This window comes from Chromobacterium alkanivorans (assembly GCF_016937655.1).
GTDB lineage: Bacteria > Pseudomonadota > Gammaproteobacteria > Burkholderiales > Chromobacteriaceae > Chromobacterium > Chromobacterium alkanivorans.
In genome coordinates this window covers 295,211-314,088 of sequence record NZ_JAFHKL010000007.1, presented here as the reverse complement: position 1 = coordinate 314,088, position 18,878 = coordinate 295,211, and the positions used below count along the sequence as shown (strand labels likewise).

The 18,878-nt window shown below is 62.5% G+C and carries 20 protein-coding genes; 8 read left to right on the top strand and 12 right to left on the bottom strand.

Translation table 11 applies throughout. From position 1 onward, the window contains the following. Positions 1 to 128: 128 nt before the first annotated feature. The 11 genes from JW897_RS14755 to JW897_RS14705 form a co-directional block, all read right to left on the bottom strand. Entirely contained in the window at positions 129 to 422 is a 294-nt protein-coding gene (locus JW897_RS14755; protein ID WP_053077194.1) for a tail fiber assembly protein, read from the bottom strand. Positions 423 to 437: 15 nt separating this feature from the next. Next, entirely contained in the window at positions 438 to 1,184 is a 747-nt protein-coding gene (locus JW897_RS14750; RefSeq protein WP_205466738.1) for a hypothetical protein, read from the bottom strand. Between the two features lie 199 nt (positions 1,185 to 1,383). Continuing rightward, positions 1,384 to 1,683 carry a hypothetical protein gene (locus tag JW897_RS14745; RefSeq protein WP_205466736.1) on the bottom strand — a complete coding sequence of 100 codons (300 nt, stop codon included), beginning with the start codon at positions 1,681 to 1,683 and terminating at the stop codon, positions 1,384 to 1,386. Between the two features lie 10 nt (positions 1,684 to 1,693). Next, positions 1,694 to 2,917: a right-handed parallel beta-helix repeat-containing protein gene (locus JW897_RS14740; protein WP_205466734.1), complete on the bottom strand. Its 1,224-nt coding sequence runs from the start codon at positions 2,915 to 2,917 to the stop codon at positions 1,694 to 1,696. 310 nt (positions 2,918 to 3,227) lie between these two features. Next, complete coding sequence (locus JW897_RS14735; RefSeq protein WP_338030574.1) at positions 3,228 to 3,914, bottom strand: phage tail-collar fiber domain-containing protein; 687 nt, start codon at positions 3,912 to 3,914, stop codon at positions 3,228 to 3,230. Beyond that, positions 3,911 to 4,567, bottom strand: a complete 657-nt coding sequence (locus JW897_RS14730; RefSeq protein WP_205466732.1) for a phage tail protein I — start codon at positions 4,565 to 4,567, stop codon at positions 3,911 to 3,913. The genes JW897_RS14735 and JW897_RS14730 overlap by 4 nt, the downstream gene beginning before the upstream one ends. After that, on the bottom strand, positions 4,560 to 5,705 hold the full coding sequence (locus JW897_RS14725) for a baseplate assembly protein (RefSeq protein WP_205466730.1): 1,146 nt from the start codon (positions 5,703 to 5,705) through the stop codon (positions 4,560 to 4,562). The genes JW897_RS14730 and JW897_RS14725 overlap by 8 nt, the downstream gene beginning before the upstream one ends. Before the next feature lie 114 nt (positions 5,706 to 5,819). Next, entirely contained in the window at positions 5,820 to 6,305 is a 486-nt protein-coding gene (locus JW897_RS14720; protein WP_205466729.1) for a hypothetical protein, read from the bottom strand. Positions 6,306 to 6,435: 130 nt separating this feature from the next. Then, the gene (locus JW897_RS14715; protein ID WP_205466727.1) at positions 6,436 to 7,992 is read right to left on the bottom strand and encodes a phage tail protein; all 1,557 of its coding nucleotides are present in this window, start codon (positions 7,990 to 7,992) and stop codon (positions 6,436 to 6,438) included. Positions 7,993 to 8,090: 98 nt separating this feature from the next. After that, positions 8,091 to 8,753, bottom strand: a complete 663-nt coding sequence (locus tag JW897_RS14710) for a phage tail protein I (RefSeq protein WP_082158733.1) — start codon at positions 8,751 to 8,753, stop codon at positions 8,091 to 8,093. Further along, positions 8,750 to 9,133, bottom strand: coding sequence for a GPW/gp25 family protein (locus JW897_RS14705; protein ID WP_048412710.1), 384 nt, complete (start codon positions 9,131 to 9,133; stop codon positions 8,750 to 8,752). The genes JW897_RS14710 and JW897_RS14705 overlap by 4 nt, the downstream gene beginning before the upstream one ends. A 396-nt stretch (positions 9,134 to 9,529) precedes the next feature. On the opposite strand from JW897_RS14705, the gene JW897_RS14700 reads away from it, so the two are divergent. After that, complete coding sequence (locus JW897_RS14700; RefSeq protein ID WP_048412711.1) at positions 9,530 to 9,979, top strand: hypothetical protein; 450 nt, start codon at positions 9,530 to 9,532, stop codon at positions 9,977 to 9,979. A 349-nt stretch (positions 9,980 to 10,328) separates the two neighbouring features. On the opposite strand, the gene JW897_RS14695 is transcribed toward JW897_RS14700, so the two are convergent. Further along, entirely contained in the window at positions 10,329 to 11,141 is an 813-nt protein-coding gene (locus JW897_RS14695; protein ID WP_205466725.1) for a DNA polymerase beta superfamily protein, read from the bottom strand. Positions 11,142 to 11,358: 217 nt separating this feature from the next. On the opposite strand from JW897_RS14695, the gene JW897_RS14690 reads away from it, so the two are divergent. The 7 genes from JW897_RS14690 to JW897_RS14660 all read left to right on the top strand — a co-directional run bounded on the left by JW897_RS14690 (position 11,359) and on the right by JW897_RS14660 (position 18,790). After that, positions 11,359 to 13,341 carry a methyl-accepting chemotaxis protein gene (locus JW897_RS14690; RefSeq protein ID WP_053077198.1) on the top strand — a complete coding sequence of 661 codons (1,983 nt, stop codon included), beginning with the start codon at positions 11,359 to 11,361 and terminating at the stop codon, positions 13,339 to 13,341. A 155-nt stretch (positions 13,342 to 13,496) separates the two neighbouring features. Then, a complete protein-coding gene (locus tag JW897_RS14685; protein ID WP_048412713.1) occupies positions 13,497 to 13,874 on the top strand; it encodes a DoxX family protein in 378 nt (125 codons plus the stop codon). A 146-nt stretch (positions 13,875 to 14,020) separates the two neighbouring features. Further along, a complete protein-coding gene (locus JW897_RS14680; RefSeq protein ID WP_240352214.1) occupies positions 14,021 to 14,500 on the top strand; it encodes a nuclear transport factor 2 family protein in 480 nt (159 codons plus the stop codon). A 96-nt stretch (positions 14,501 to 14,596) separates the two neighbouring features. Next, entirely contained in the window at positions 14,597 to 15,247 is a 651-nt protein-coding gene (locus JW897_RS14675; protein WP_205466723.1) for an MBL fold metallo-hydrolase, read from the top strand. A 6-nt stretch (positions 15,248 to 15,253) separates the two neighbouring features. After that, positions 15,254 to 15,586 carry an MGMT family protein gene (locus tag JW897_RS14670; RefSeq protein ID WP_048408993.1) on the top strand — a complete coding sequence of 111 codons (333 nt, stop codon included), beginning with the start codon at positions 15,254 to 15,256 and terminating at the stop codon, positions 15,584 to 15,586. Positions 15,587 to 15,777: 191 nt separating this feature from the next. After that, entirely contained in the window at positions 15,778 to 16,530 is a 753-nt protein-coding gene (locus JW897_RS14665) for an outer membrane protein OmpK (protein ID WP_205466722.1), read from the top strand. 238 nt (positions 16,531 to 16,768) lie between these two features. Further along, positions 16,769 to 18,790: an NADPH-dependent 2,4-dienoyl-CoA reductase gene (locus JW897_RS14660; protein ID WP_205466720.1), complete on the top strand. Its 2,022-nt coding sequence runs from the start codon at positions 16,769 to 16,771 to the stop codon at positions 18,788 to 18,790. Positions 18,791 to 18,878 lie beyond the last annotated feature (88 nt).

Sequence of the window (18,878 nt, the reverse complement as noted above, 5' to 3'; positions counted from 1 at the left end):
ACTGGACCAGCTGAATGCGGTGGTGGGCCTGTACAAGGCGCTGGGCGGCGGCTGGGAAGCGCCGGCCAAATCCTGATCCGCGGCAGCAAACGACAAACCCCGCCGGATGGCGGGGTTTTTTTATGGCCTTAGGCCGGACAATGCGGCCATGCTACGTGATCGATGTCGGCCACGGATTCGGGCATGTCCCGCAGTTGCTTGCGATAGGCCTGCCAAGCCACGCGCTGCTCGGCATTGTACGGCGCGTCCGGCAGCTGGGTCTTGTCGGAGGCCGCCAGCAGGCGGTCGCGCTCAACGCGCAGTTGCGCCAGCTTGGCCTCGCGAATCAAGCGGCCTGCGGTAGCCGCGTCGACGCCCAGTTCGGCCAGTTGGTCGGCGGGCACATTGATCATGCCGTTAGGCAGTTTGGCAATCATCAGCATCGGAGTCTCCTGGAATTAAGCGGTCGGCGCGTCGACGAAAGCGTTCAGGGTTTGCGGCGGCGCGACGCGGCTAGCCAGTGCAATAGGGCTGGCTACCCAGCGGGTATTGACATGTTCATAACGCGCCAACTCCCTCTCCTCCCCTTTCCCATCATGAAAGCCAAAGTCCAGCGGCAGATTGGAAATCACACGATAGTTCAAACCGCCGCCACGCAGATAGGCTCCGCTCAACACCATATTGCAGGCGGCCAGAGTTCCCTCCGGGATGCTGTTGTACGCCGGCTTGTTCACATCAATCCGATATTGCTTGCAATACATCGCATGGGCGACATGCGACACCGTCGGATTATAGGTTTCGTTGAAGCGCTTGATTTCGAGGAACTTGGCATCCCCGCCCCACGCCACGTCGCTGCCTTCCATCTCCAGCAACAATCCAGCCTGGTGCACGCTGCTCGCGTTCAATGGCCGCTCGCTCTCCCCGCCGTTCCACGCATAATTACGGACGATGGACACTTGATGCGTCCCACTTTCCCCCGCAGCGCGCAAACGCCACCACACCGGATAAAAGAAATCCTTGCTGCCGCCAATGGTGAAATCGATGACGATGCGGCGTTCCGGCGTATTTTCCTTACGCCAATCCTCCATTTGCTGAACCTTGACATCTACGCGCCGGTCGATATCGGCGATCTTGCCGTTGACCGTGCCGGTCAGCGCGTTCGACGCCTGCACCAATTCCGCAATATTGCTTTCCAAGCTCATCATGCTCTCCAATGGTTCATCACAGAGTTCGGCCGGGACCTGAGGCCCGACCATGCTTTTCGTTCACAGCAATAAGTAAGTGAACGACCTCGAGACTGACAAGGAGGCATTCTGGCACTGGCAAAATGCGCTGTATCTTAAAACATTTTAAAAAAGCAAAGGAAGCCACCTCCCCAAGTGGCTTCTTACTCACCGCGTCCAATCAGGGTTGAATTTTCTCCAACTCTTCAAAGTCTGGGTTAGCACCACTTCTCCAGGCCAGAACCGCATCGATAAACTTACCCATTGCTTCAATCTCCTCCTTTTTCCCTCTACGCACAATATTCAATTGCTGCTGAATGGTATAGGCGCTGAGAATTTTTCCTTCCGCCGCCGCTCGTAGATAACTATCAGGGTTTACCTCCGGTACCTCGGTGCCTTCGGCGTAATCAACCCAGGCGTTATCCTGACCCTGACCTGTCATTTCTTCATTAAATTCATTAATATTTTCAATATAATCCATGGCATTATCCTTAGCTAAAAATAATGGTTGCATTAGCGTTGCCCACCACGCCGCTGCTCGCCGGAGAGTACTTGACTTTGTTTTCTATCGATTTGGCCGAGCTGCCTGTCGCATCAATGAATCCCCCCTTGGTTGCCTCGTAGGCAATAATCGAACAATAGCTGGCGGCGCTATCCACCACATGGGCTAGGCCGGCAAGGTCCGCATAAACTCCTTTCTCAGCATTTTGAATCTTAATATTGCCACCGAACACTGCGCCTTGATATCGCGCTCCAATACCTACCTTACAATCCTTGATATTGGAAACCACGCCGGAACTCGGAGGAGTCTGCACTTTAGAGCCGGAACTGCTGTAGATGCCATAGTTGGCACAATCGCTGATTTGTGCGCCGAATATGAAAACAACGCTATTATTGCTGGCAAGACAACCCGTATCACTGCATTGACTAATATTAGCTCGACTTGCCGTCACAAAAGACTGATAGTCTACTTTAATCCCAATAGATCTTACTTTAACTCCATCAGGTCTGGTGCTTACAAACTGCTTTGCTTTTCCCTCCAGAGTCACATCATCAAAAAGCGCACGAGAAAAATCATGCACCAACACGCCATTACCGCTAAAGCCTGCCACCGTTAAACCAGGGCAAGAGTAAAGACTGCCATAAGTCAGCTCAACACCATTATGCACCCCTTCTATTTTTATAGATTTGGAATCGGAGTGCACATAAGCACCTCTTTGCAGAGCAATACCACGCCACGTGAAATTTTTATCGACATCGCTCTCTCCAATAATTTTAAACCCACTAAAATTCACTCCCCGCACTCCGTTAAAAATCACACCCTGAGAAAGCTTGGCGCTATCCGGTACAAATTTAAGCACACATGCTTCCGGATTTTTGATATTGCCTTCAATCCTTATTCGATAAGCATAGGGCTGCCCTGAAAGAGAAATTGACTGACAGGTGTGTACTCCATCACTCACTTTTATTTTCACATCATGCCGCAACACCTTGCCATTCAAGGATGTCCACGCCTCATAAATAGTCTTGAAGGGCTTACCCGGCCCCACCTCCAGAATCTGGCTGGTCGTGGTTCCCCAATTAGCCATTGTGCTGTCCATTTTTGCAACTTGGACATCCACTCTCTTATCAATAGCGGCGATCTTGCCATTGACAACTCCGGTCAGAGCATTCGCTGACTTGACCAGATCCGCAACATTGCTTTCCAAGCTCATCTCTTTTCTCCTTAAAGTCAAACCACAACACACAGCCATTTCGGCTGACATCCAAACCGTCTTTACCCACACGCGTCTGCGGCAAACCCGCAATTACTTAATATTTAAATTAATAAATTCAATAATTAATACCCATACCTGAAATACGCGTGCGCATGAGCTAAGACGGGGAAGCCCTACAGCAAACGCTGGATGCGGTCTCTGTCGCCGCATGCAATGCGCCAACAGCATCAGCACATTTCGCCTCTGCGGCTAAAAATGGTTTCCTCCGCAACGCTTGGCTGCCCGCTTCCCCTCGCGATCCGCCCGCTCAAGCACCCAAACGCTGTTTCACGAACCAATGCTGAAGACTGACAATCGCCGCCGCATTGGCGGTGGCCAGTTCCAAACCGGCGCGCTTGTCGGCGGCATGCTCCTGCTCCAACGCCCGGCTTTGGCTTTGCAGCGCAGCGACTTGCGGTTCCAGCGCCTGCTGCTTGTCCTCCTGCGCGCGGATGCGATCATCGCGCTCCAGACCGCGGGTGGCCTCGCTGATCTGGGCGGCGGCCACAGCCGCCAACTCGCTGGCCAGGCTCAGATTGAGATCGGCGCCGCTGGACTGGATGGTAACGCTGTCCGGCGGCAGCGCGTTCAAGGCCAAGTCGTAGGCCAGCAGCAGCTGCACGTCGGCGGCCTTGTAGGCCAGCGCCGCCTTGGGATCGGACCAGACCGCCAACAAGGTGCCGTCCGCCAGCATGAAACCGATCTCGCGCACCCAGAACGCCTTGGCGTCGTCGGCGATGGCGGTCAGGTGAATCTGGGTATTGCCCAAGCGTTTGCCGCCGGCGATCGGATAGCGCGCCTGTTCGCTGCGCAATGCGGTCTGGCCCTGCGTCGGCGCGTAAGCGCCGTCGCCCAGAGCGATGTGGCTGATCTGCGCGGACACGCCGTCATTGCTGGCGCGCCAGATCGCGGCCAGACCGGCCGAGGTGATGAGAGGTGTCAAAGGGGTGCTCACAACAATGCCTCCATGCTGAGGTGGACCACGCCATAGATCTGCGCGGCGGAAGAAAGGGTCAGCGGCTGCTGCGGCGCCAGCCGCATCGGCGCGGCTTCGGCGCGGCGGCGGATCAGCGCGCGCGCCTGGGCGGCGGAAGCCAGGCCCAGGCGGCCGTTGAAGCGCGCGCCCAGCTTGAAGCGGTAGGTGCTGCGCGCCGGCTTGGCCAGCTCCACCATGCGTCGCAGCCGACGGTAAAGCTCTGGATTCAACAAGGCCTGGCCGGGCAACAGATTATCGTTGGCCCAGGCGGTCAGTTCGAAGGTGTAGGGCGCGGCCGGCGGCCGGCGCTGCCACCACTCCTCCAATTCCACCGTCACTCCGAGAATGCGGAACACTTCGCGCAGCGCCCAGGGGGTGCCCTTGTGGCGGTGCAACTCGATGCTCTGCTTGATCAGATCGCGGCGCTGCCGCTCGGTCTGGGTCAAGCGCCAGCCCTCGTCGCCGTCGATGTGGAACTGTTCGGCCAGCAAGGGCAGCAAATCCGGCTTCACCTCATCCACTAGGTAGACCAGCAGACCGCCGGGATCGATGTCGCCGAGGCGCTCGCTGAGCCGGGCCAGCGGGCCGAAGCGCGCGTCGCGCGCCAGCAGATTGGGGGTAATGTCAGCCATCCTGGCCTCCGGTCATTTCCAGCTGGATGCCGGTGCAGTGCGACCAGCCCTGCGGCGGCACCACCCGGGTGGCGGCCGGCTCCAATAAAGTCACCTGGTAAACGCCGGGCACCGACAAGGTGGCGATCAGCTGCGACGGCACGATGTCGCGGCCCAACCGTTCCGCCTGCGCCTGCACGAAGGCGCCGACGGCGGCCTGCGCCTGTTGCTGCACCGTTTTGGGATCGATGTCGCGATACGGCGTCAACCGCGCGCGCACCTGGTAGCCGTAATCCTCCGGGGCCAGCACTTCCACCAGATCGGTCAGCGGCCGCACCCGGTCGGCGCTGCAGGCGGCGGCCACCACATTGAGCAGGCTGCCCGACGGCATGCCGGTCTTGGTCAGCGGGTAGAGCCGCACCACGCCGGGCGGCACCTGGTTCGCGCTTTGCAGCTCGCCGTTCTGCTGCTGCAGGCTGGCGCTGATCACCGCCACGTCGGCAATGTCCTGATGCGCGCGCAGCGCGTGGTGGCGATAGGAGGCAGCGCTGCCGGCCACGCTGAACGATTCCGGCGCCAGCCGGATGCGCGCGCGCAAGCGCTCGTCGTCCTCGGCGTCGGCGCCGCCGGCGCTGGTGTCGATATTGACCACGCTGGCGTCCACCTCCAGCTCATCCACCAGAGCGTTGATCTGGCCCGGCACGAAGCCGTTGCCGGCGGCGCCGGCCTCCACCGCGCTGACCGGCACGTCGACGCTGGCGCTGCCTGCCGGCGCGATCTGACTGGCCAGCGACTGGAACTGCACGCCGCCGCCGGCCACCAGGGTCTGCGCCGGAATCACCTGCGCCAATGCCAGCGGCTGGGCGAAGACGATGCGCACCGTGCAGCGCGCATGCTGGGCCGGCAGCCGGCTGACGCCGACCAGCTCGCCCAGGTAATCCAGCATCGGCGCGCGGGCGAAGGCCACCAGGTTCTGGCGGCCGGCGTCGTTGAAAGCGGCGCGGGCCACGCTTTCGCGATAGGCGATCAAGTCGATCAACAAGCGCTCCACCTGGCCGGGATAGAGTGTCTTGCCGCTCATTTTCTGATAGGCGTCGATCAACTCGGCGGTGACGGTATGCGGATCGTCGTCGATGAACTTGGGCAAATCTGGGGTCATGGGAGAACGTCCTTGAGTGGAGCGCCGCGACCGGCGGCCAGCTACTGGCCGGCGCGGCGGCCTAAAGAAGCGGCGGATGAGGACATGATCTATCATCACGCCGCCGGCTGGCTTTTAAAGCCGTTTGGAAAAGAACTTGAACAGATTGCCGGCGCGCCCGGCTTCGGTTTCCGGCGCGGCGGCGAAGTCGCCGGCGGCCAGTTGCTGCAGCCGGGACACCGCTTCGTCGGCCGCCGCGCGCGCCGCCGCCTCGTCCGCGGCCTGACGCACCGCCTCCTTGCCCTTCAAGCGCGCGTCGCGGATCGCGTACAGCGCCTGCTCGCAGGCGGCCGCCTTGGCCAGGATGCTGTCCGCCGCCTGCCGGCCGTCCCAGCCCTTGGCCTCGGCCCAGGAACGCACCGCCGGCGGCGCCTCGCCCTTGTAGCCGGCGTCCTTGAACGCCTGCGCCTCGGCGGCGGCGCGCTGGTATTCGGCCAGACGCGGCTCACTACCGAAAATTGCGCTGCGGGTGGTCTCGGTGGCGGCATCAATATCTCGTAGCCACTGTTCTTGTAACTCCGACAGCAAGAACTGCGGCTCCGGTTGATTACCTTGTTGCAACCAGAGCTCATACTCATCCCACCAGCGATGTCCTTTAGGGATATAAGCTCCATCAACAGATCTAATCACCCCATCTGCTTGGTTAGTTAAACGATACATGGCATTCACTCTCACTCTCCCTGTCAATTAATTAAATCTCAGCATCAGCAACCCAATGACATGCAATCCAATTAATACTTGGACTAACAGGGGGAATCATATTTACAAACTTGGTAGAGCACGATTTATTTACTGGAATGACGCCATTTCCATTATTTGTGGTCATTCTATCTACCGCGCCCAAGCCGTCATAAATCACAATAGCCGGCTCAATACGCTTCTCCACCATAAATGGGATAGTCATATTAATTTGCCTATCACCAACAACCCCAACATTCAAATGGAACATTTTGCCGACGATAGCCGGTGCAGAGGTAGAACCTGCGCCATAATTCTTGGAAGGAAAATCACTTAGCGGATAACTTTTTTCAAAGTACCGCTGGCACAAAGCCAGTTCTTCACCAAAACTGCGGTACTCGAACGGCGTCGCCACCGGACTCTCCTCCAACTGCACCTGGGCAATGTCGAAAGTGCCGGTTTGCGCGCCGGTAATCGCATTCAAGGCCGGGTAGGCATCGCTGTAGGACACCCCAAGAAAAACCGCTAAAGACGCCTCGCTTCCCGGTTCACGGCCCTGCAAGCTGGGCGAGGAAAAAGAGAAGACAAAGCGTTGCCAGCGGGTCGTCAGTTCCACCGAGCTTGCCTCCAGCGCCCTGATCTTGTCGGATGCGGCTGGCGGTCTCTTCAGCCACTGCTCGACATAGGCCACCATCTTGCGTGGCTGATCCGCCTTAGCCCAGAAACTCAAGGTCAGACGCTTGCCAGCAAAACGGCGCAGGTTTTCCACCGGCTGACACACCTGGCAGTACTCGTTGACCTTGCTGGTCGGCGGCTTGCTCAGCGTCAGACGCATGAAGCTCGTCGTCGCCCCCAAGATTTCGGCCTCGGCAATGCTCGCATCCATCCGCGACAAGGTCGCGCCGCCAAGCGGGCCGCCCCCCAGATCCAAAAGCCAACGGTCCACCGAGCCATAACCGCTCGCGGTCTGACTGGCGCCGCGCTGCCACACGTCAAAACCTCCATTGATCAGCACATTGCGGCGGTAGGCCTGAGCCGGAAAGGTTTGCAGCGGATGGAAATCCCGCGGCTTGGCATCCCGCTTCGCCAGCTCCTCGGCGATGCGCTGCTCCACCACCGAGCGCGTGGCCAGCACCACGCTGGGGTCCACCAGCAAGGTCACCGCCGCGGTGTTGGATACTTCCAGAATCATCCGCACATAGAGCTGCTTGTTGGAGCCGGCCGCCAGCAGCGGCTTGTAGCTCTCAGGGAATTTGCCGACGGCGATCAGATCTCCGCGACTGTCGAACAGCCCCACCTCGCGGATGTAAAAGCCGCCCACGGTGTCCGGCAGCACCGCCTCCGCCACCACCCAGTTGGAATTGTTCGGATCCACCGCCAGGTGGTTGAGCACGCCGCGCCAGGTTTCGTGCTTGAGCGCGGTCTGGCTCTCGCTGGGCGTGTAATACCCGCCGTTGTCGCCGTCGCCCACCGCCATCTGGCTGATCTGCAGCGGCGCGCCGTTGGCTTGCGCCGCCGCCAGCTTGGCCTTGCCGCTGGCGGTGAGAAGCGTGAAAAACTCATTGGCCATCGATTGCTCCTGGGAAGGGTTCAAAGGTTTTATGCTGCGGGATAAAGCGTGACCGTCTCGACGCTGACATAGGCCAGATCCAGCATTGCCGGTGCCTGCTAGCGCAGCGCTGCGCGCTGAAATGGATAGACGGTGGCGGTTTCCACGCAGTCGAGCGCCAGCGCGACGCTCAAGCTTGCGCCTTGCTCCAGCGACTCCGGCTGGAAGGGATAGACCGTGGCCAGCTCGCCGGCCTGGGTGGCCAGCGCCAGCACCGGCACGGCGCTACGATTGCTCAACACCAGCGCCAGCCGCTCCAGCACCGAGCGGGCGTTCTTGTACTCGTTGATCATCGCTTCCAGCGCCGCCAGCGTGGCGGCGTCGATGCCGCGCGCGGCCAGGTCGATCTGGATCTTGAAGTGATAAGGCTTGCCGGCGTATTCGAACCATTCGCTGATCTGGCCGGACAAGGCCAGCGTGGCCAGCACCTGCTGCAAGGACCAGCGCGTGCCCTTGCTGCGGTGCAAGTGGATGGACTGCTTGATCAGTTCGCGCCGCTGGCGCTCGCCCTGGCTCAAGCGCCAGCCCTCGTCGCCGGCGACATGGAACTGCTCGGCCAGCGCCGGCAGCCAGCCGGCGTCCACCTGATCCACCAGATAAACCAGCAAGGTGCTCAGATCGGCGTCGCCCAGCCGGGTAGTGAGCTGTGCCAGGTGGCCGAAACGCTCGTCCTTGGCCAGGATATTGGGCGCCGTCCCCTTGCTTGCCGCCACCGCGCTCATAGCCGCAACTCGGTTTCGCGGATCACGCCGTCGGCCAGCCGCCACTGCACGGTAAGCCGCGCGTCGCCGTTGCCGCCAACGCTGTAGAGCACTCGCGCCACCGTGACGCGCGGTTCGCCGTACAGCGGATGGCTGATCGCCTCCACCGCCTCGCGCACCACATGCGGCCGCGCACGGTCCACCGGGTAGTCCAGGTAATGGAACAAATCGCTGCCAAACTCCGGCCGCAGCGGATCGCTGCCCTTGGGCGTGCCCAGGATGATGCGCAAGGCCTGATGGATGTCGTCGAGGTTCTCGACGATGTCAGCGGGAGATGCCTGATCGCGGGCCTGCAAGGCCGGCTGCCAGTGCAAGGAGGAGATGTCGGATATGCGGGTCATGGCTACATGATGCCGCACGGCCCGCCGCGGGGCTTTTAAAGCCGGTTAGGGAAACAATTGAATTACAAGGAAAATTTCGCCGGCATCGCCGTGGCTGGCGCAAGCCTTGCCTCCACGCCTTGACCCTCCGCACCCGGTCGGCAACAATCCCCCCGTTGCCGCCCACATGCGGCACCCGGGATTGGCGTCCCGGCACATCTCCATTTTGTAGCCTACGCAGCATGCTGCGCGGGCTGCTTTACCATGGCCGCGCCATCTGGCAGGCGCATGGTGGGGGAGTGCCATGCACTCGCCGGTTTGGAGACAGTCCGGTACGCCAATCCTGCCACGCGCCTGCCCAATACCTCAGCCTTGCCCGGCAGGTGGTTTATCTTGTGTCACAGCAGGAGAAACACCATGCATCACGCTCAAACCTTTCCCCGTCGTCGTCGCTACAAATTGCGCTCGCTGGAACAGCAGGAAGCGCTGCTCCCCTTCGTCCGCTTCTGCCCCGGCCGCACCTATGCGCATTACTGGCAAATGCCCGCGCCCAGCAAGGATGCTCCCGCCGATGCCGCTTATGGCCGCGAATGCGCGGCTCACCTGCTGCAATGGCTGAAGGACAACCGCGAATACGTCGGCAAGGGCCTGCTCAGCCGTGTCGCCCGCGACATCGACTTTGACGATCGCGGCGGGCGCTACCAGTGGATGGGTTTCTTCAACTATCTGGAAATCATGATGTTGCTGGGCGCCGACCGGGTCCGGGTTTACCGCCATGTGGATAGCCAACACCAGCTCTACCTGGCGCTGGGGCAGCGGTTCAATCTGGAAGCGCGCTTCCGCCGCATCCGCCTGCGCAATCGCTGACCTCAGCTGGTGGGTATCGATGCGCTCCACCCACCCTACGACAGGGGGATTGGTAGGGTGGGAGGAGCCGCAGGCGATACCCACCAAACCCCGCCATCGAAACCCAAAGCTCAATCCCGCCGCCTTTCCGCGTGGGTATCGCTATGCTCGACCCACCCTACGGCAGGCGGATTGGTAGGGTGGGTGGAGCCGCAGGCGATACCCACCAAACCCGCCGCCAAGGCCCAAGCATCGGTCCCATCGCGTTTCCGCGTGGGTATCGCTATGCTCCACCCATCCTACGCCATACGGTTTGTCGAGCGGGTGGCCTCGCCAGCCACGGAGCATTGAAACCAAGGCCTCCGCCCATTCAAGCGCCGCAAGCCAAACGCACTTGCTCCAGCAAGGCGTCCGCCCGCGCCCAGTCGCTGTGGCGGCTTGGCCGCGCCATGGCTTCGTAAGCCTGCATCTCCCGCTCAATGTAGTCGTGCAGGCCCGGCGTGGCCGGCCCGTACTCCGGCGCGCCGCCGGCGACCTTCAAGGCCAGCAGGCCGGCCAGCTCCTCGCGCAAACGGGCGTCGTCCAAGGCCCCGCCGGCCAGTTCCTCCAGCCACAGCGGCGGCTGGCTACGCCAACGCCGCAGCCATTGCGCCGCCAGCAAGGGCCGCAGCACGTACAGGTATTTTTTCAGCCGCAACTGCTCCTCGCGCTTGCGGCCGCGGTAGTTCTTGCGCGCCGCCGACAGATAATGCCAGTAGGCCGCCTCGCCGGCGAAGTGCTCCGGCCCCAGACCGCGCAACACGCGGCAGGCCGCCGGATGCTGGCGGTAGACCTGGGGCGAAGCCAGCCACTCCAGCAGCGAGGCGTTGCCGCCCAGCGTCAGCCGCAACGCCTTGCGCAGCTCCCAGCCGCTGATGTCCAGGCCGTCGGCCAGCGGCAGCTCGATCACGTCGCGCCCGCCGCCGGTCTCGTACCACGCCGCCGGATGCAGGTAGACGAAGCGCACATCGTAATCGCTGTCCGGCGCGGCGTAGCCCCAGCAGCGACTGCCGCCTTCGGCCGCGTAGAGGATACGCACGCCGTGACGCGCCTCCACTTGCTCCAGCCGCGCCAGCACTCGCCGCCGCGCGGCCTCAGCCAGCGGCTCGGCGCGGTCCGGGCGGATGCGTGCTTCCGTCGACACTCTTCGCTTCTCCCTCGTATTGCCGCGGCGCGCCGGGATGCGGCCCGCCGATTGCAAAATTTCCCTTTACCCCATTTAAGCTATTTAATACAAATGGCGGCATGCCGTTGGAAACCGACGCCGCCGGCGGGCCCACACCATAATAACCGGGCCAGGAACCGGCGTCCGCTCGCAACGGCTTTTGGGGAAGAACACATATGAAGCGATGGGGACAACCATGATCACCACCATCAAGGGCAAGATTCTGGCCGGTTCCGGCCTGCTGATCCTGATCGGTTTTTGCGTACTGGCCGGCGTCAATATCTACGCCAGCTATCAAAGCGCGGAGAAGGCGGTGCTGGACAACGCCAAGCTGCTGGCCGAAAGCGAGGCCGGCCAGGTGCAGCGCTTGCTGGGCAAGACTTACGATTCGGCCCAGGTGGTGGCCGAATCCTCGGTGGCGGTGAAGCACAATCTGCCGCCCAACGCGCGCCAGTTGCTGTCGGACATCGTCAAGGGGCCCTTGTCCGGCAATCCGGACGCGGTCGGTTACTGGGCGATCTGGGAACCCAACGCGCTGGACGGCCGCGACGCGGAGCTGGCCGGCAAGGAGCATAACGACAAGACTGGCCGCAGCGGCGTCTACTGGTACCGCAAAAGCGGCAAGATCGACGTGGTCTGGGGCGGCGAGGGGGTGGACGACAGCGCCTACTACACCGAGCCGCGCAAGACCGGCAAGCCTATGCTGACCGAGCCTTACGTCGACCCCGACATCAAGATTCTGATGGGCACCATTTCCTTTCCGCTGTTGAGCAACGGCAAGGTGCTGGGCGTGGCCGGCTGCGACATCGCGCTCGGCCATTTGCAGGAGCTGGCCGCCAAGGTCAAGCCTTACCAGAACGGCTTCATGAGCTTGTATTCCAACAGCGGCGTCCAGCTGGCCGGCCGCGATCCGGCGCTGAACGGCAAGGCCGACGCCAAGCTGCCAGCGGCGACCAAGGCGGCGATCAAGGACGGCCAGCCGGCGGAATACGACAGCGACGACGGCTTCCGCCACTTCATCATGCCCATCACCGTCGGCGAGGCCGGCATGCCGTGGGCGGTGCGCATTTCCATTCCGCTGAGCGAGGCGTTTGCGCCGGTGCGCGCCGCCAGCTGGCAGTCGGCCTTGATCAGCCTGGGCATTCTGGCGCTGATCCTGGTGCTGCTGGGCGCCACCCTGAGCCAGCTGCTGCGCCCGCTGGGTCGGCTGCAGTCGGCGATGAGCGAACTGGCCTCCGGCAGCGGCGATCTGACCCGGGCGCTGCCCATCGCCAGCCGCGACGAGATCGGCCTGGCCGCCGGCGCCTTCAATACCTTTACCGGCTCGCTGCGCACGATGATGCTGGACGTGCGCCGCCACGCCGGCGACGTGCTGGGCTCGGTGCGCCAGCTGTCCGGCGACGTGGACCAGATCCGCGGCAGTTCGGCGCGCCAGTCCGAGGCCGCCAACGCCACCGCCGCCAGCGTGGAGCAGTTGTCGGTCAGCGTCAGCCACATCGCGGAATCGGCGCGGGTGGCGGAACAGCGCGCGCGCGAGGCGGACACGCTGTCCAACGAGGCTTCGGCCAATGTCGACGCCACCGTGCGCGAGATCGGCCGCATTTCGCAAACGGTGCGCGAGCTGGCCGAGGTGCTGGGCGGCATGCAGCAGCGCTCGGACCAGATCAGCGGCATCGTGTCGGTGATCCGCGACATCGCCGACCAGACCAATCTGCTGGCGCTGAACGCGGCGATCGAGGCGGCGCGCGCCGGCGAGATGGGCCGCGGCTTCGCGGTGGTGGCGGACGAGGTGCGCAAGCTGGCCGAACGCACCTCCCAGGCCACGCTGGAAATCTCCGGCGTGATCCAGACCATGCAGCAGGACACTAGCAAAGCCTCGGACAGCATGGACGGCGCGCTGCGCCAGGTGGACCAGGGGGTGAGGCTGGCCGAAGAGTCGGCGCAGTCTATCCAGCAGATCAGCGGCCACGCCCAACAGGTGATGGAGTCGGTGGGCGATATCGCCGCCTCCACCTCCGAACAGTCCAGCGCCAGCCAGGAAATCGCCCGTCACATCGAAAACATTCACGGCATGTTGCTGCAAACCGACGAATCCATCAGCCAGGCGCAGCAGGCCACCACCTTGCTCGCGCGCCTGGGCGAGGAGCTGGATTCGCTGATCGGAAAATTCAAACTGTAGCCGCGGCTTGCTCGAATTTTTTGAGCGACTCTTGCGGTTTTTTGCGCTTTTTTCGCGCCCTGCCTATCCGTATAGTCCGTTCATGGCCGGCCGCCCTCCGCGGCCGGCGTCATCAATCGAAAATCAAGGCCGGCGCGCCGGCAGGAGAACGCAAGATGGACAAATGGATCGCATTGCTTGCCCGCGTGCTGCTGGCGCAGGTTTTCTTCTTCGCCGGCATCGGCAAGCTCGGCGCCGGCTACGCCGCCACCCAAGGCTATATGGCCGCGATGGGCGTGCCCGGCTTCTTGCTGCCGCTGGTGATCGCCTTGGAGATCGGCGGCGGCCTGGCTTTGGCGCTGGGCGTGCGAGCGCGCTGGGTGGCCTTGCTGCTGGCCGGCTTCTCCATCGCCTCGGCGCTGCTCTTCCATCTGGAGCCGGGCAATAGCCAGCAAATGATCCAGCTGACCAAGAACCTGGCCATGGCCGGCGGCTTGCTGATGGTGTTTGCCCACGGCGCGGGCAAGCTGTCCTGGGATGGACGCAAGGGTTGACCACCCTGCCTTGCCTGACGGCAGGGTCGCCGGCCATCATGGCGACGCGACATAGCCCTCTGCGTCGCCGTATTCCAAACCGTCCGGACGGCCATTTCATGCAATCCACGCCGATGTCCGCCTTCGCCAAAAGGAAATCCATCTCGATGAAACCGCATTGGATGATAAGCGGCCTGGCCGCGCTGAGCTTCAGTCTGAGCGCCGCGCCGAGTTATGCCGTGACGCCCGTCTCCCCCGCCGTAGCGATGCAGCGGGCAAGCAGCAACAAGCAACTGGTGATCGATTTCTACAACCAGTTTTTCAACCAGCACGACTTGAGCGCGGCGGATCGCTATATCGGCGACCGCTACATTCAGCACAACCCCAGCGTCAAGGACGGGAAGCAGGCCTTTGTCGAGGCTTTCACCGAGCGCTTCAAACAAGCCCCCGAGCGCCGCAACACCATTATCCGCGCCGTTGCCGAAGGCGACCTGGTGGTCTTGCATGTGCATAGCACCAGCGACGCCAAAGACCGTGGCCGAGCGCTGGTAGACATCTTCCGGGTGGAGAACGGCAAGATTGTCGAGCACTGGGACGTGATCCAGCCGGTGCCGGACACAAGCGCCAACGGCAACAGCGTGTTCTGAAACCAGCCCGGCGGCCCGCGCCGTCATGGCCGGGCCTCTCCTCATCCGCGCCGACTCATGCCACAATCCCGGCATCCCCATTGAATCGAGCGCGCCATGTCCCTGCATTTCCATGTGATTCCGGTCACGCCGTTTGCCCAGAACTGTTCCATCCTGTGGTGCGACGCCAGCGGCCGCGCCGCGGTGGTGGACGCCGGCGGCGACATCGAGCGCATCGCCGATTGGACCGCCCGCCAGAACCTGACCGTGGAAAAGCTGCTGCTGACCCACGGCCACATCGACCACGCCGGCGGCGCCGCGCGGCTGGCGGAACAGCTGGGCGTCAAGATCGAAGGCCCGCAGCGCGCGGAAAGCTTCTGGCTGGACCAGCTGCCACAGCAAGGCCATATGTTCGGCTTTCCGCGCAGCGAGGCGCTGACGCCTGACCGCTGGCTGGAGGAAGGCGACACCGTCAGCGTGGGCGAGGAAACGCTGAACGTGATCCACTGCCCCGGCCACACGCCGGGCCACGTGGTGTTTCACAGCCCGGCCGCGCGGCTGCTGATCGCCGGCGACGTGTTGTTCCAGGGCTCGATCGGCCGCACCGACTTTCCTATGGGCAATCACCAGCAATTGATCGACGCCATCCAGCAAAAGCTGTTCCTGCTGCCGGACGACACCACCGTGGTGCCGGGCCACGGCCCCCTGACCACCCTGGGCGAGGAAAAGCACAGCAACCCCTACGTCGCCAATCCGCGCTACCGCTGAGCCGCGATGCCGCCCGAATTTGAACGCAAGGTGATTGCGCTGCTGCTGGCGCTGCCGCCGGGCCGGGTCACCACCTACGGCGCCTTGGCGGAACAGGCCGGCTATCCGCGCCATTCGCGCCATGTCGGCCGTCTGCTCAGCCATTTGCCGGACGGCGTCAGCGTGCCCTGGTTCCGGGTGCTGGGCGCCGGCGGACGCATCTCGCGGCCGGGCAGCGAACAGGCCGACTGGCAGCGCTTGCTGCTGGAGGAGGACGGGGTGGAGTTGAGCGCGGCCGGCAAGGTGGACCTGCGGCGTTACGGTTGGCCGGACGCGCATTTTTGTAGCAAAAAGTTGTAGTTCCGCAACATTTAATGTTTCAAGCATAATATCTACAGCTCAAAATACATTGCATTTACATAAAATGACAAAAATGCGACAAGCACATTGTAAATACTTTGCAAACGAATATTTCTGAGCTAGTCTGCGCCCGCGCCGACAGGTCTGTCCGCGCGCACTACACGCTACACGCACAATATTCTGGTGAAATAATGAAAACTCGCAATCTGCTGCTGGCCCTGGCTCTGGTGGGCGGCTGTACCCTGGCGCAAGCCGGTGATTACTCCTTCGGCAATGTCAGCGCAAACTGGCTGGACTGGTCTAACCGCACCACCGAGCAATCGGGCAAGCGCGACTTCGGCTACCTCGAAGCCGAAGGCGGCATGGGTGGCAACTGGGGCGAACTGTACGGTTTCTTCGATCTGGAAAACCCGGGCAAAGGCAATAACGGCACCGGCACCAAAGACCGTCGCTACACCACCAAAGTGGTTGCCCGCTACAACATGACCCAGATCGGCAACGTTCCGGTTCAACTGTACGGCCACGTTTACGACACCCGCGGCAACGAGTTCTTCACCCAGAACCGCGTACTGGGCCTGGGCACCAGCCTGAGCTTCGGCAACCTGACCATCAAACCGTTCATCGGCGTGCACAACGAACTGGACTCCTTCGGCATCGGTTCCGGCTACAACGGCTACATGGCCGGCTACGTCATGATGTATCCGTTCCAAGCCTTCGGCCAGGATCTGATGATTACTCAGTGGCATGAGACCGAGCTGAACCGTCAGGACAAGTTCACCAATCCGTACGTCCGCAAAACCGGCCAGAACGGCGCGCTGGCCTTGTGGTGGACCCCGGTCAAAGCGATCACCACCGGCATTCAATACCGTTACGCCGACCAGAAACTGGGCTCCAAGGCGTACCAGAACGCTGTGATCTACTCGATCAAATACAACTTCAAGTAAGCCATCCCGCTGCTTGCAAGCTGCGCCGCCCGGTTCGTCCCGGCGGCGTTTTTATTTGACGCCTCCCATGCATGACCCTCCCTGGCCGTCGCGTCGATTGACACCTTACTTACTAGTAAGTATCTTCAACGTCAACACCGGCAAGCCCAAGCAATCAAACACTTGCCCGCCGCGCTGGCGCCGGACGGCGGCCGCGGCCACAATGATCTGCGCGAGAAACCTACACGAGGACGAAAACATGACGGCATACCCGCACCTGCTGGCCCCGCTGGACCTGGGCTTCACCACGCTGAAAAACCGCGTGCTGATGGGCTCGATGCACACCGGCCTGGAGGAGGCCCCGCAAGGCTTTGAGAAAATGGCGGCCTTTTACGCGGAGCGCGCCCGCGGCGGCGTGGGTCTGATCGTCACCGGCGGCGTCGGCCCCAATCCGGAAGGCTGTGTCGCCGAAGGCGCCTCGATGCTGGCCGACGAGGCCGAGGTGCCGCACCACAAGCTGGTCACCGATGCGGTGCACGCCGCCGGCGGCAAGATCGCGCTGCAGATCCTGCACTCCGGCCGCTACAGCTTTCAGGAAAAATGCGTGTCCGCCTCGCCGCTGATCGCGCCGATCAACTTCTACAAGCCGCGCGAGTTGTCCGACGCCGACGTCTGGCAAACCATCGCCGATTTCGCCCGCTGCGCGCGGCTGGCGCAGCAGGCCGGCTACGACGGCGTGGAAGTGATGGGCTCGGAAGGCTATCTGATCAACCAGTTCATCGCCCGCGCCACCAATAAGCGCGAAGACGACTGGGGCGGCAGCTTCGAGAACCGCATCCGCTTCGCCATCGAAACCGTCAAAGCGGTGCGCGCCGCGGTGGGCAGCGATTTCATCATCATCTACCGGCTGTCCATGTTGGACCTGGTGCAGGACGGCAGCTCCTGGGACGAGGTGGCGCAACTGGCCGGCGAGATCGAAAAGGCCGGCGCCACGCTGATCAACACCGGCATCGGCTGGCACGAGGCGCGGGTGCCCACCATCGCCACCATGGTGCCGCGCGGCGGCTTCGCCTGGGTCACCAAGAAGCTGATGGGCAAGGTGAAGATTCCGCTGATCACCACCAACCGCATCAACACCCCGGAAGTGGCCGAAGAGATCCTGGCCGACGGCTGCGCCGACATGGTGTCGATGGCGCGCCCCTTCCTGGCGGACCCGGACTTCGTCAACAAGGCGGCCGCCGGCCGCGGCGACGAAATCAACACCTGTATCGGCTGCAACCAGGCCTGTCTGGACCACATCTTCCAGGGCAAGCTGACCAGTTGCCTGGTCAATCCGCGCGCCTGCCGCGAAACCGAGCTGAACTACGAAAAAACCGCCCAGGCCAAGAAACTGGCGGTGGTCGGCGCCGGCCCGGCCGGCCTGGCCTTCGCCACGGTGGCGGCGGAACGCGGCCACCAGGTGACGCTGTTCGACGCCGCGGCGGAGATCGGCGGCCAGTTCAACGTGGCCAAGCGCATCCCCGGCAAGGAAGAGTTCTACGAAACCCTGCGTTACTTCAAGCGCAAGCTGGAGCGGACCGGGGTGGAACAGCGCTTGAACACCCGCGTGGCGGCGGCGGATCTCGCCGGCTTCGACGAGGTGGTGCTGGCCACCGGCATCGCACCGCGCACGCCGGAGATTCCCGGCGTCGACCATCCCAAGGTGCTCAACTACCTGGACGTGCTCAAGCACGGCAAGCCGGTGGGCAAGCGCGTCGCCATCATCGGCGCCGGCGGCATCGGCTTCGACACCGCGGAATTCCTGACCCACGAGGGCAAGTCCAGCTCGCTGGACACCGCCGCCTTCATGCGCGAATGGGGCGTGGACATGGCGGTGGAGCATCCGGGCGGCCTCAGCCCGCAAGGCCCGCAGCCGCACCCCAGCCCGCGCGAGGTCTATCTATTGCAGCGCAAGACCAGCAAGGTGGGCGAAGGTTTGGGCAAGACCACCGGCTGGATCCATCGCGCCAGCCTGCAGATGAAGCGGGTGCGCATGCTGTCCGGCGTCAGCTACGACAAGATAGACGACGCCGGCCTGCACATCACGGTCAAAGGCGAAACCCAGCTGCTGCCGGTGGACAATGTGATCATCTGCGCCGGCCAGGACCCGCTGCGCGAGCTGCAGGCGCCGTTGCAGGCCGCCGGCAAGCCAGTGCACCTGATAGGCGGCGCCGATGTGGCGGCCGAACTGGACGCCAAACGGGCGATCGATCAAGGCTCGCGCCTCGCCGCCCGCATCTGATCCTCACTCTCCCGCGCCCGGCCCAGCCATGCGATTAAGGCATGGTCGCCGGCGCGCGTTCTTTTCCTCAGGCCCGGCATCGCCGGGC

Bases quoted from the DNA above. Each gene is read 5' to 3' on its own strand.
- JW897_RS14755 (WP_053077194.1), bottom strand. From the start codon at position 422: ATGCTGATGATTGCCAAACTGCCTAACGGCATGATCAATGTGCCCGCC.
- JW897_RS14750 (WP_205466738.1), bottom strand. From the start codon at position 1,184: ATGATGAGCTTGGAAAGCAATATTGCGGAATTGGTGCAGGCGTCGAAC.
- JW897_RS14745 (WP_205466736.1), bottom strand. From the start codon at position 1,683: ATGGATTATATTGAAAATATTAATGAATTTAATGAAGAAATGACAGGT.
- JW897_RS14740 (WP_205466734.1), bottom strand. From the start codon at position 2,917: ATGAGCTTGGAAAGCAATGTTGCGGATCTGGTCAAGTCAGCGAATGCT.
- JW897_RS14730 (WP_205466732.1), bottom strand. From the start codon at position 4,567: ATGGCTGACATTACCCCCAATCTGCTGGCGCGCGACGCGCGCTTCGGC.
- JW897_RS14725 (WP_205466730.1), bottom strand. From the start codon at position 5,705: ATGACCCCAGATTTGCCCAAGTTCATCGACGACGATCCGCATACCGTC.
- JW897_RS14715 (WP_205466727.1), bottom strand. From the start codon at position 7,992: ATGGCCAATGAGTTTTTCACGCTTCTCACCGCCAGCGGCAAGGCCAAG.
- JW897_RS14710 (WP_082158733.1), bottom strand. From the start codon at position 8,753: ATGAGCGCGGTGGCGGCAAGCAAGGGGACGGCGCCCAATATCCTGGCC.
- JW897_RS14705 (WP_048412710.1), bottom strand. From the start codon at position 9,133: ATGACCCGCATATCCGACATCTCCTCCTTGCACTGGCAGCCGGCCTTG.
- JW897_RS14700 (WP_048412711.1), top strand. From the start codon at position 9,530: ATGCATCACGCTCAAACCTTTCCCCGTCGTCGTCGCTACAAATTGCGC.
- JW897_RS14690 (WP_053077198.1), top strand. From the start codon at position 11,359: ATGATCACCACCATCAAGGGCAAGATTCTGGCCGGTTCCGGCCTGCTG.
- JW897_RS14685 (WP_048412713.1), top strand. From the start codon at position 13,497: ATGGACAAATGGATCGCATTGCTTGCCCGCGTGCTGCTGGCGCAGGTT.
- JW897_RS14680 (WP_240352214.1), top strand. From the start codon at position 14,021: ATGAAACCGCATTGGATGATAAGCGGCCTGGCCGCGCTGAGCTTCAGT.
- JW897_RS14675 (WP_205466723.1), top strand. From the start codon at position 14,597: ATGTCCCTGCATTTCCATGTGATTCCGGTCACGCCGTTTGCCCAGAAC.
- JW897_RS14670 (WP_048408993.1), top strand. From the start codon at position 15,254: ATGCCGCCCGAATTTGAACGCAAGGTGATTGCGCTGCTGCTGGCGCTG.
- JW897_RS14665 (WP_205466722.1), top strand. From the start codon at position 15,778: ATGAAAACTCGCAATCTGCTGCTGGCCCTGGCTCTGGTGGGCGGCTGT.
- JW897_RS14660 (WP_205466720.1), top strand. From the start codon at position 16,769: ATGACGGCATACCCGCACCTGCTGGCCCCGCTGGACCTGGGCTTCACC.